Source organism: Undibacterium sp. 5I1, from assembly GCF_034314085.1.
GTDB lineage: Bacteria > Pseudomonadota > Gammaproteobacteria > Burkholderiales > Burkholderiaceae_D > Undibacterium.
In genome coordinates this window covers 3,491,763-3,504,171 of the sequence record NZ_JAVIWI010000001.1, presented here as the reverse complement: position 1 = coordinate 3,504,171, position 12,409 = coordinate 3,491,763, and the positions used below count along the sequence as shown (strand labels likewise).

Genomic DNA, 12,409 nt, shown 5'->3' with positions numbered 1-12,409 from the left:
CTATTTTAGAAAGACATGATCATGCAAACACGTCTCAGCTCCAAGCTCGTCAAAGCAGCTGTTATCTTCAGCTTTGGCATTAGCGCTACTATCGCTACTTTCGCCACTAGCACAGCGGCATTCGCCCAGACCACGCCCGACGCGGTGTACCAAGGCTTGGGTGGCAAAGAAGGCATCAATAAAATTGTGGCTGATTTTTTGCCGATAGTTTTAGCAGACGACCGCATCAAAGACGCATTCAAAGAAACTGATATGGAACGCCTAGGTTTAATGTTGGCAGAACAGTTTTGCGCACTGACTGGCGGCCCATGCAAATACAGCGGTAAAGAGATGCAAGAAGCGCACAAGGGGATGAATATCAATAATGCACAGTTCAACGCCTTGGCAGAAGACTTACAAATCGCAATGGAAAAAAATAACATCCCCTCTTCGGTTTCTAATAAGCTGGTAGCAAAACTGGCACCAATGCAACGCCCCATCGTCACCAAGTAATTTCAACCGAGATAATCCATGCGCCGTCATTCCGTCATCCGCTTACTACAAGCCAGTTTGTTCCTCAGCAGCTTTGGCCTGCTGTCCAGCGTATGGAGCGTCACCATCAGCGCCAGTGCGGTGGATAAAAATGGCGCCTTAATGCCAGATGTTGTGGTGTACGCGACGCCGATCGGCGCGCCCTTGCCGCCAGTTGGCAAAACCGAGACTGAGGTGATTGCCCAGCGCGATTTGCAGTTCGCGCCCTATGTCACACCGATACGTGTCGGCACGCAAGTCAAGTTCCCCAATTACGACAAGCTGGAACATCACGTTAAGTCTTTCTCGCCCGCCAAAGAGTTTGAAATCAAAACCTACGACAAAGGCGTGACGCCACCACCCGTGATTTTTGATAAAGCGGGCATTGTTGTGGTGTACTGCTTGCTACACAACTGGATGCGCGCCTATGTCTTGGTGCTCGACACACCTTATTTTGCCAAGACGGACGACAGCGGCGTATTGAAATTAGAAAATCTGCCCAATGGTCAATACGAGATCAAGGCCTGGCACCCGAATATGGGAAGTATCAAGCCGCCTTTGACGCAAACCGTCACCATCAATGGCCAATCAACACTGCTGAAGTTCCAGTTTGATTTTGTGCCTATCGCCAGAAAACCAGCAAAAATGTAATTGGCTGGCTAGATATACTGATAGGGTGTATAGGCATAAATCGCCTTATTGCCGAGAAAATATTTGGACAATTAAATATACTCCCCTACTTTGCAATATTAAGCATGGAGGAATCCGTCGCTGAAGAGGCTTTGAACGCAATTCCAAAGTAACGCCAACTCATCCCAATGCTAAGCAGCTACTCGCTCCTACTATCAAGTCCGTCAGTGAAGACGTGATTTCGCCTGTAATGTGGTCCACGAACAAACTCCCATCCAGGACTCCCCATCTGCGCTGGCTTGCGGTATCCTTGCACCCATCTTCTTCATCCATAAAAAATCGAAAAAATGGCAAATTACGTCTACACCATGAACCGCGTCGGCAAGATCGTGCCGCCTAAGCGCCAGATTCTTAAAGATATCTCGCTCTCGTTTTTCCCTGGCGCCAAGATCGGCGTCTTGGGTCTGAACGGCTCCGGAAAATCCTCACTGCTTAAAATTATGGCGGGCATTGATAAGGACATCCAGGGCGAAGCCGTGCCGATGCCAAATCTGAACATTGGCTATTTACCGCAAGAACCCCAGCTTGACCCAGAGCAAACTGTGCGCGAAGCAGTCGAATCCGCGCTTGGCGAAGTATTCGAGGCCAAGGCTAAGTTAGAGCAAGTGTATGCCGCCTATGCCGAGCCAGATGCCGACTTCGATGCCCTCGCCAATGAGCAAGCACGCCTAGAAGCCATCATCTCCACTTCTAGCGGCGACAATGTTGAACTGCAATTAGAAATGGCCGCCGACGCATTACGCCTGCCGCCATGGGATGCCAAGATAGCGGTGTTGTCCGGCGGTGAAAAACGTCGTGTCGCACTGTGCAAATTATTGCTATCCAAACCCGACATGCTCTTGCTCGATGAGCCAACCAACCATCTGGATGCAGAATCAGTCGATTGGCTGGAGCAATTTTTATTGCGTTTCCCTGGCACAGTGGTGGCAATTACCCATGATCGCTACTTTTTGGATAATGCCGCTGAGTGGATTCTGGAACTGGATCGCGGCGCAGGTATTCCATGGAAGGGTAATTACTCCTCTTGGTTGGACCAAAAGCAAACCCGCTTAAAGCAAGAAGAAGCGACCGAATCTGCCCGCCAACGTGCTTTGCAAAAAGAGCTGGAATGGTCACGCCAAAATCCTAAAGCACGTCAAGCCAAGAGCAAGGCACGTCTGGCGCGCTTCAATGAAATGAGCGAGCACGAGTACCAAAAACGTAACGAGACTCAAGAGATTTTTATCCCGGTCGCAGAGCGTCTGGGTAACGAAGTCATCGAATTTAAAAATGTCTCCAAAGCCTTTGGTGATCGTCTGCTGATCGACAACCTCAGCTTTAAGATTCCACCTGGCGCGATTGTCGGCATCATCGGCCCTAACGGTGCTGGTAAATCGACGCTGTTTAAAATGATTAAAGGTTTAGAGCAACCGGATAGTGGCGAAGTGGTACTGGGGCAGACCGCCAAAATCTCGCTGGTCGATCAGTCCCGCGAAGATCTGGGCAACACCAAAACTGTGTTTGAAGACGTCGCTGGCGGTGCGGACATTTTGACAGTCGGTCGTTTTGAAATGCCATCCCGCGCTTATCTCGGACGCTTCAACTTTAAAGGTGGCGACCAGCAAAAAATCGTCGGCAATTTGTCGGGCGGTGAACGCGGTCGTCTGCATCTGGCCAAGACGCTGCTGCAAGGCGGTAATGTTTTGCTGCTGGATGAACCGTCCAATGATCTGGACGTAGAAACGCTGCGCGCGCTGGAAGATGCCTTGCTAGAATTTGCTGGCAGCGTCATGGTGATCTCGCATGACCGCTGGTTTCTGGATCGCATTGCGACGCATATTCTAGCGTTTGAAGGCAATTCGCAAGTCAGCTTCTTTGACGGTAATTACCAGGAATACGAAGCTGATAAAAAGAAACGTCTTGGTGAAGAAGGTGCCAAGCCAAAACGGATACGTTACAAACCTTTGTCGGTGTAACGCATTGAGTTCGGTTGAGGGCGCTTGCCCCTCCCCCGACATTCAATACGTATAGGGCTAAGCAAAACCGCTCTGGCTGCTTTGCTTAGCCTCGTCATGCTGAAGTGCAGTTTTTTTAGTAACTCTTTGAGTTAACTTAACAATCATTGACATATTCTCGACTTGGCTTGACTACACTCTAGCGACTAAACATTTAAATCGACGAAGCATTTCTAATCTTTTTTTTGTTTATTTGACGTTTATTATTTCCCCCTGCCCCAGCAGCGTGCAGTTTTTTGATCAAACTGCACCACATCTTGCTACTTGCACAACCAAAATTCTAAGTTTGTTGCCATAAGAAAATTTTCCGATGATATGAGGGATTGGGTGTAGTCTTACTTCGCCATTTAACCTAATTGAAAAAATCCTGAGCTTCTTGCAAAATACCCAAACCAGTAAAGTCGAGCATGGGTGTGGCCACTGTTGCGATTGGTTTTCTTGTTTGAAGCGGTACATGTGACATGAATTTGTGCCGGATTATCGTTTTATGGCGTGTCAATCCCTATGTGACCATCACTGCCCCTATGAACGTTGGGAAACGTTGTTTTTTTCGACTCTTTAAAAGCAAAGCTGTTACGTAAATAAACGCATCAACTGATCTGCGGTCAATACCAATAAACCAAACATCAAATGCGACATCACTTTTTCGCTACCACGCACCCGTACTGTCGTGCCACCAAATTCGTCTTTCAGCCTGCCATTGGTACGTTCAGCTTGCGTGCGTTCTTTATAACGCTGTTGTTCATGCGGGGCGAACGGTTTCTTCTCCCCGCCGCGTGCGTTGTGATCAATTAATGGCACGTGGCCAAGACTTTTGCTGTGTGCCCTTAACTCTTCACTGCAATACGCTGCATCCATCAAATCGTACAAATTCGTTACTCGTGCGGCCGTCATCGTTGCTAACGGCACCGCCGTTTGACTATCGTGCACCGAGGCGCTGGTCAATAGCGCACTGATGGCAACGCCGCAGTCAGCGGTGTCGATATGCAGCTTGTAGCCGTTCCAACTCACTTTATAACCTTGCGCATTGCATTTAGTGCCGCGGTCACACTCTTTGGGTAAAGCATTGACGATGCTCGGTAAAGTTTGCGTCAACTGCCAGCCTATCTTGGTCACTTTCTCTTCCTTTGGCGGCCTTATCTCGCCTTTCTTTGGCCGTCCACGGCGCTGCTTTTGGGCCTTTTCTACGGAAACAACTTTCATGTGTTTCTTCGGCTTCTCGCGCGCCGCAATCGCCGTGCCGTCACGGCTGATGTGTCCAATGAGGCTGTCGCCTAAATAACTCTTGATCAGCGCTTCGTGCACTTTCTCCGCTAATTTGGCTTGGGCAAATTCGCCAAAGGCGCGCGAAAAAGTGGCTTCATTCGGAACTTCTTTCCACATCTCAAAGCCGCACAGCCGTTTTAAACTGCGATCCATCGTCAATCGTTCTATTAAGGCCGCTGTTGTATTGAGCCCCAACACAGCTTTGGCGATGAAGGCGCTGGCCAATGCACCACGGTCATGCGGTTTGCGTCCTATCCCTTGCCATTGGTCCGACACAAATTCTTCGATGCGCACCCAGTCTAGTACATGAATCAATTTTTCCAGCTTCGGCGTCAGTGACCCGCATTGCTGTTTTATCTCCGGTAGCAAATCGTGTTGCAGTAAATTCCAGCGTTGCATTATCAGCAGGCGTTGTGTAGGATTCATAGCGGAGCGCAGATGGTTGTTTAGTCACTTTCATCTTGCCAGAAATGGCCGCTCCTTTCTCATCTATTTTGCGCTTCTCGCAATAAAATTACTCTCCGGTGTTTCGTTTTGCAAGAACCTCTCCTGTTATGACAAGCTCCGCCGATTATCTTTCCACAAGTTACGCCCGATCAGACAAAGTGATATTCGCTGTGCTGGCGGGGATGCAAATCTTTTCATTTGCGCTGGCCAATTGGCATGGCACGTGGCTGCTTACTTTTTTTATTGGCGTTCCGGTGTTGTTGACTGCCGCCGGTTTGGTTTATGCCAAGCCGGGAGAACTGGTGACACGGCTATTCAACGGCGCAGCGATAATGATTTATTGTGGTCTGCACATCCATCAGGCGATGGGAATGACTGAAATTCATTTCGGTATTTTTGCATTTTTGGCATTTTTACTCATTTACGCGGACTGGCGGGTCATATTGGTCGCAGCCACCGTGGTCGCGCTACATCACTTCAGTTTTGATTATTTGCAGGAAATTGGTGTTGGAGTAGTGTGCTTTACTAAACCGAGTCTGGCGATTTTGTTAACGCACGCAGCGTATGTAATCGTCGAAGCTGCCGTACTGTCTTACATTTCGATCAACATGCACAAAGAACGTATTCAAGAAGCAGATTTGATGAACTATACGAGAGTCTTAACCGGCACAAACGGTTATATTAATCTTCGCGACAATGACATACATCCAATCAGCACATCAGGTTATGCCATGCAAAACATGGTTAGAACCTTACATGATGCGGTGCATTCGGTTAAACAGGGCGTGGAATCCATCATCACCGCATCGACAGAAATCGCTAGTGGCAATTCTGATTTATCACAACGCACAGAGGTGCAGGCAAATGCGTTACAGGAAGCAGCCAGTTCGATGATTGGATTGACCGACTTGGTAAAACATAACGCCGACAACTCTCAGAATGCCAACCAACTAGCTAATTCCGCATCGAACATTGCCAGCAAAGGAAATGTCGTTGTCAGCAAAGTGGTCGAGACTATGGGGTCGATCAAAGACAGCTCTAAAAAAATCGTTGATATTATTGCCGTGATTGACGGGATTGCTTTCCAAACGAATATCCTGGCCTTGAATGCCGCTGTGGAAGCAGCCAGGGCTGGTGAGCAGGGACGTGGCTTCGCCGTTGTTGCGAGCGAGGTGCGTAATCTCGCACAGCGCAGCGCCAGTGCAGCCAAGGAGATTAAGACACTGATCACCGACTCTGTTGAAAAGGTCGATTTGGGTAGCAATTTAGTCGACGAAGCGGGTAAAACCATGAAAGAAATGCTCATCAGTGTCAAACAAGTAGCAGAAATCATGCATGAGATCGCCAGCTCTACCGAAAAGCAGAGAATTGGGATAGAGCGGGCAAGTCAGTCTGTTAATGCGATGGAGGAAACCACACAACAAAATTCTGCTTTGGTTGAACAGGCTGCCGCTGCCGCAGAAAGCATGCAAGAGCAGGCAGAAAAGTTGGACGGTGTCGTGAACCTGTTCTTGATTTCGGAATTGAGTAGAACTGGAATGAAATCGCAAACACTTGGTGGTCCTATTTCAACAAAGCCGAATCAACAACACCGGGTACCAATGTTGCCAAATGACCGGTGACAGCACATTGCCGTCTTGTTTGACCTCCTTAGTGGGGTAGGAAAACAAGTGCATCGGTGATCAGTTCAAATTTCAGTGAAACATCTAGCTTAAATTGACGATCGTTGACATATTTCTTGGCTTTGTCTGCCTGCGCTGAATTAAAATCAAAACGGACGGATGCTTTTCATCCATTTTTTTATGGATTTTCCGCTCATTTTTTCCCCATTGCTTCTTCATTACTTCCTCATTATTTCTACTTTTAACTCGCTGTTTTTAATAAAAAGAGCTGCATATGACGCTGCCAAGACCCCACAAAAATCTCCTGCTCAATTTGCTATGCATCATTTTAATTTGCCTGAGTAGCACGTTATCGGGCGCGGCGTTTGCCAATTCGGGGGCGAAAGAAGGCGGTGGCGGTGGCAATATGACAAAGCTGGAAGCGTTCACCGTGAATTTATCCACTTCTGAAAAATACCTGCAAGTTAGCATGACGCTTCAGTTAGCTAATCCAGAAATTGCAGAAAAAATCAAAGTCTATCTGCCAGTAGTAAGGCATGTGATTTTAGTGAGTCTGAGTGGCAAAGAGCCTGGTGATATTCTCTCGTCCGCAGGGAAAAAGGAGTTAATAGAAGAAATCCGCGATACGGTCAACAAAGCGCTGGACGTCAAAGAACATGACGGCGTGACCAATATTTTCTTTGAGAATTTTGTTATTCAATAAAGCAGTGCTTGCAAAACGGCTCCCAACTGCGTTGCAGCGACAGTATTTTGTAAATTAGGTGCTAAAGGGTTGTCGTCGCTATGCCCTGCTAGGACAATTTTGCGTAAGTCATAAAAACTGAAAGCAGGATGTGAGATTGCTTCAGATTTACCTGTATTTAATTCCTCAAAGTTGAATGGTATTGAAAAGCATTCTCATTTAGATTAAAATCTAGGCTGAACTCTCCAAGCCTAGCCATATAGTGACGGTAGGGGTATGCATCACTAACCTCGTACCGAAAGCAATCACTATGAATCACCGCAAGCCCATTGCAGCAGCATTATTGACGCTGTTCGCCAGCCCGCTGCCTTTATTGGCGCAACAAACCAGCTCTTCCTTGCCAGAAATCGTCATCCAAGGCGCAAAAAATGATTTCGCGCCGGGTGCAGTGTCCGTCAGCAAATTACCTGCTGATCCACATGACATCGCGCAATCCGTCACGGTCGTGAACAAAGCTCTGATGCAATCGCAAGGTGCCAACTCCCTGGCAGATGCCTTACGCAATGTGTCTGGTATTACTCTGGGCGGTGCAGAAGGCGGCCAGATCGGCAATAACGTTAACCTCAACGGTTTCTCAGCGCGTACTGATATCTATCTGGATGGATTCCGCGACCGCGGTCAATACTATCGCGATACGTTCGCATTAGATTCGATCGAAGTCTTGATGGGGCCTTCTTCCATGCTGTTTGGGCGCGGTTCAACTGGCGGTGTGATTAACCAAGTGACCAAAAAACCTATCCTCAAGCAACAAACAGAAATCGGCGGATCAGTGACTAGCAATGGCTTGGTCAGAGCCACGGTGGATTACAACACACCAACCTCTGATACGTCTGCTGTGCGCGTATTAGCTATGGGGCAAAGTGGCAATGCCACCACCCGTGATCAGACTAAATTGCAAGACTTTGGTTTTGCACCATCGGTCAAATTTGGTATTGGCACTGCGACAGAAATCACCTTGTCCGCTTTGCTGCAACACAATCACGACATGCCAGACTATGGTCTTGGCCCGCTGAACGGCGCACCAGTCAATGTGGATCGCAAAACGGCGTACGGCTATAACGATGACCGTACCGATTCCGACATCGCCTCACTTAATAGCACCATCATTCATAAGCTATCGTCAGAGGTCACATTACGTAATCAGACGCAATTCAATTACGTCAAAACTAGCGCGAGAGAAACCGCACCTAACACCATCGGTACCGTTTCTGCGAATGGCTTTACCGTATTGTCGCCAGCAGGCATCAGTAGCTTGCCGCTGTCTAGCTTGTATGAGCGCCTGCAAAGTCATGACCGCGATATCCGAGACTATTCTTTCTTTAACCAGACTGAACTGGTCGCCAATCTGACAGCAGGTGGCTTCAAGCATAATCTCTTGGCCGGATTGGAATTAGGTCATGACGGTTACGACAATCAGAATTTTTATCGCAACGGCACATGCAATGGCAAAAACCTGAATGCCGCCGGCACCACCGCGGGCTACGTTGCCTGCGTCCCTTTGCTGAATCCGAATAACGGTGATTCACCAGCGGCAGTGCCAAGTACTCTGGGAAATCGCGCTGGCGGATCGGCTAATACGGTGGCGACTTACGTCAATGACACGATAGAATTAAACCCTGAGTTTAAACTCGCGGGTGGCTTGCGTTATGACCGCTACACTGCTGGCATCAGCAACTCTATCAATGCCAGCAATACGACTGGTAGCACAACCCTGGCAGGCGCTAAGCAAGCGATTGGTTTCACCAGTGTGCGTTTAGGCGGCATTTGGGCGCCAGTCAAAACCCAGTCTTACTATGTTTCTTACGGTACTTCCTTCAATCCTTCACTGGAACAATTGACGGGCACAACTGGTCAGCAAAATCTTGATCCGGAAAAAAACCGTTCGTATGAATTGGGCGGAAAATGGGATTTAGCTGACGGCAATCTGGCATTAAATTCTGCCCTGTTCCAAGTGCAGAAAGAAAATGCCCGCAGTCTGATCAGCACCGGTGTGTATGAGCTAGAAGGCACAGTGCGGGTCAATGGTTTCCGTGCCGGTGCGACTGGCCGTGTGAACAAAGAGCTGCAACTTGCGCTGAATTACACTTACCTGGATGCCAAGATTGTCGGCGCATCAGCATTGGATGGCACCTTAGGCAAAACACCAGCTAACACCCCAAAAAACACCTTGACCGCATGGACCATTTACGAGCCAGCGCCGCATTGGGAAGTGGGCGGTGGTCCAGTTTATATGTCGGAACGTTTCGCCAGCAACACCAACGTAGTCCGTGTCGGTGGTTACACACGCTGGGATGCCACAGCAGCTTACAAACAGCCTAAATACGAACTCCGTTTAAACGTGTTTAATCTGACGGACAAAATGTATTACGACGCTCTGATCCCATCGGATGGCGGTCGTTCGGTGCCGGGGACCTCACGTGCTGCGATGATTTCATTCACTTATCGGATGTAATGCATAAAGTAGCAGCAGCTATCGTATTGCAGTAATGAAGTGGTGACTAAGCGCTAGCGAACAAACCGGAGTTGCAAGATAATTGCTGCTCCGGTTTTGCTATTGCGCCGGACAATGTTCAAATTCTAACCAATCAAACTTAGCAGAAAACTCTATGCTGGTTCATATTCCTAACGTTCTTGATACTCCGCAGTTAGACGCCGTACGGACGTTACTCAGCCAAGCTGGTGATGCCTGGGTCGACGGACGAGTAACAGCCGGTTATCAAGGTGCTGCGGTCAAGTTTAACCAGCAAATTGATGAGCGATCCGAGGTCGCACATCATTGCCAACGGTTGATACTCGGCGCGCTTGAGCGCAATCCTTTGTTCATCAGCGCCGCTTTACCTAATATCGTTTATCCGCCGATGTTTAACCGTTACAGCGAGGGTATGACCTTTGGCGCGCATGTTGATGGCAGCGTGCGGATTCATCCACATACCGGTAAAAAACTACGCACTGATATTTCCGCCACTCTGTTTTTGGCTGACCCGCAAGACTACGATGGCGGCGAGCTGCAGGTAGAAGACACCTACGGTATGCATGCAGTCAAACTGGCGGCGGGAGACATGGTGCTGTATCCCGCAACTAGCTTGCACAGAGTCATACCGATTACCCGTGGCACGCGCCTCGCCTGTTTTTTCTGGGTACAAAGTCTGGTCAAAGACGACGGTCATCGTAGCTTGTTATTTGATATGGATAACGCGATTCAGACACTCAACCAAACTCAGGCGGACGAGGGTGCGCGCGTCAAACTGGTAGGCTGTTATCACAACTTGATGAGACAATGGAGCGAGACTTAAAATAGTTCTCAGCCTGAGTAGAATTATATATTCCCCGATTTGTTTCAAGAAAACAGCCTATTGTCCAGTAAATATATGGACAACTCAAATATACTAACTGGATGTATTTACTGGATGTATCAATTAGCCGCATTCGCCAGCGCCGCAATCGAGATTAAAAAAAGTCGCTTTCTAGGTCTGCTTTACCCCGTCACTAGCCGCGCAGAAGCACGTGCAATTTTGGCGAACTTACATGCCGAACATCCGAATGCCGTGCATGTTTGCTGGGTACTGGTCTGCGATGGCGATTCTGGTTTGGATGATGACGGCGAACCTTCGGGTACCGCCGCCAAACCTATGTACAACGTGCTGGTACACAAGCAACTGCACAATATTCTGGCAGTAGTCGTGCGCTACTGGGGCGGTATCAAACTAGGTGCCGGCGGATTGACCCGCGCCTATGGCCAAGCCATTTCAGACGCATGTAAAACCGCAGAATTAATTCAGATCGAGCTGATGTGCGAACGCGTCTATCAACTAGCATTCGCTGATGAGTCGCAGTTGCGCCGACTGTGCGAGCAACACGGCGTGACCATCATCCGCGCTGCATATGGCGACATCGTTGAACTACGCTTAAAGATGAAACAGAATCAAAGCGACGACTTTGACCATCTGGCAGCGAATCTGTTACGCGGTGCCTTGACGATACAGACGGAAGGCCCGCCATTGTCGTAACCGGCGGATTGATATGCTCTTTTTTTTGAAGCTCGCGTATTACGTCCGCCAATACAAGTACGCCTTCCAAGCTAGTTAGTGTGGAAGGCGTAGTCTTCAAATATCACTTGCCGCCCTTCAGTCCGGTGACAAAGTGACTAAGTAACGTAATTAAGTAAAACAAATCATACGTTCAACTTATTTCGTTTTTGGTGCTGTCGCTGGGACGTCCAGATTAGTATTCAGCTCACCAGCTTTGCCTGCTGCTTTAGTTTCTGCTTTTACTTCTGCACGAGTTTTGCCTGCGCTTTTATCTGTCTTCGGAATAGGATCTAAGTCCAGATTTTTAGTCGCTGTGCCAGATTTAACCGCTGTTTTGGCTTCTGCCTTGACCTCAGCACGTGTCTTGCCGCTGGTTTTATCTGCTTTAGTTGGGATCGGATCTAAATCTTGATTCTTATCCAGCTCGCCGGATTTTCTGGCAGCTTTGATTTCCTCTTTTACTTCGGCTTTGGTTTTGCCGGCAGCAACACTTGCCGATGCGCTAGCAGATGCGGTTTGTGCATACGACGTGCTCGCCAGCATGATGAGTGGAAAGGCCAATGGTAAAACAAACAATGAGAGATGCTTTTTCATTTTTGAGGCTCCTTAGATATTGTTATCGGATAAAACAGATGTAAACCGGATACGCCATTACTTGATGTTGCAAAGCGATGTTGCTCTTTATATCCTGCTTGCGTCAATTCTTATGTTCGCTAGATCACCTTCAGGTGAATTTTTTTCGTGGATAAACTCTTGCTAATATGAAAATTTATGCTGTGTATGCATAAAATTTGGTCCAAAAAAACTTTGGATTAGATATTTTCTGATTCTTGATTGTTTTTGCGCTGGATATTTAATTAATATACTCAATAGTGTATATCTTAAACACGCTGAGAATAATTGGGCGATACGATGTTATTTATTGAATTAAAGGGGAGTATATTAAAAATCGTCACTATCTGATCTTTGCATCGCTGAAAAAAGAGACTGTGTGCATTAATTAGACGGGCACTTGATGACCACTTGTTCCATGCAATACCCGTATTGAGTTTGCGCAAAATCAATAAGTCTGTATTAGCGCTGTGTTGTTTATTGCTCGCAGATGATTAG

10 protein-coding genes are annotated in these 12,409 nt (G+C 47.9%); 8 read left to right on the top strand and 2 right to left on the bottom strand.

All coding sequences use genetic code 11. The features are described 5' to 3' along the window. Positions 1-21 precede the first annotated feature (21 nt). From RGU72_RS15345 to ettA, 3 genes are all read left to right on the top strand, one after another. Positions 22-492, top strand: a complete 471-nt coding sequence (locus tag RGU72_RS15345) for a group 1 truncated hemoglobin (protein WP_322120555.1) — start codon at positions 22-24, stop codon at positions 490-492. 18 nt (positions 493-510) lie between these two features. Then, positions 511-1,161: a methylamine utilization protein gene (locus tag RGU72_RS15340; RefSeq protein WP_322120554.1), complete on the top strand. Its 651-nt coding sequence runs from the start codon at positions 511-513 to the stop codon at positions 1,159-1,161. 326 nt (positions 1,162-1,487) lie between these two features. After that, complete coding sequence (gene ettA / locus RGU72_RS15335) at positions 1,488-3,155, top strand: energy-dependent translational throttle protein EttA (protein WP_322120553.1); 1,668 nt, start codon at positions 1,488-1,490, stop codon at positions 3,153-3,155. 612 nt (positions 3,156-3,767) lie between these two features. Here ettA and RGU72_RS15330 read toward each other — a convergent pair. Then, a complete protein-coding gene (locus RGU72_RS15330; protein WP_322117783.1) occupies positions 3,768-4,886 on the bottom strand; it encodes a transposase in 1,119 nt (372 codons plus the stop codon). A 128-nt stretch (positions 4,887-5,014) separates the two neighbouring features. Between RGU72_RS15330 and RGU72_RS15325 the strand changes: the two genes are divergently transcribed. The 5 genes from RGU72_RS15325 to RGU72_RS15305 all read left to right on the top strand — a co-directional run bounded on the left by RGU72_RS15325 (position 5,015) and on the right by RGU72_RS15305 (position 11,278). Beyond that, positions 5,015-6,529 (top strand): methyl-accepting chemotaxis protein, encoded by a 1,515-nt coding sequence (locus RGU72_RS15325; RefSeq protein WP_322120552.1) that lies wholly within the window; start codon positions 5,015-5,017, stop codon positions 6,527-6,529. 274 nt (positions 6,530-6,803) lie between these two features. Continuing rightward, positions 6,804-7,232 carry a flagellar basal body-associated FliL family protein gene (locus RGU72_RS15320; protein ID WP_322120551.1) on the top strand — a complete coding sequence of 143 codons (429 nt, stop codon included), beginning with the start codon at positions 6,804-6,806 and terminating at the stop codon, positions 7,230-7,232. Between the two features lie 289 nt (positions 7,233-7,521). After that, a complete protein-coding gene (locus RGU72_RS15315) occupies positions 7,522-9,723 on the top strand; it encodes a TonB-dependent siderophore receptor (protein ID WP_322120550.1) in 2,202 nt (733 codons plus the stop codon). 154 nt (positions 9,724-9,877) lie between these two features. Beyond that, positions 9,878-10,564, top strand: a complete 687-nt coding sequence (locus RGU72_RS15310; protein ID WP_322120549.1) for a Fe2+-dependent dioxygenase — start codon at positions 9,878-9,880, stop codon at positions 10,562-10,564. 75 nt (positions 10,565-10,639) lie between these two features. Beyond that, positions 10,640-11,278 carry a YigZ family protein gene (locus RGU72_RS15305; RefSeq protein WP_322120548.1) on the top strand — a complete coding sequence of 213 codons (639 nt, stop codon included), beginning with the start codon at positions 10,640-10,642 and terminating at the stop codon, positions 11,276-11,278. Between the two features lie 177 nt (positions 11,279-11,455). Here RGU72_RS15305 and RGU72_RS15300 read toward each other — a convergent pair whose 3' ends face one another. Further along, entirely contained in the window at positions 11,456-11,893 is a 438-nt protein-coding gene (locus tag RGU72_RS15300; protein WP_322120547.1) for a hypothetical protein, read from the bottom strand. Positions 11,894-12,409 lie beyond the last annotated feature (516 nt).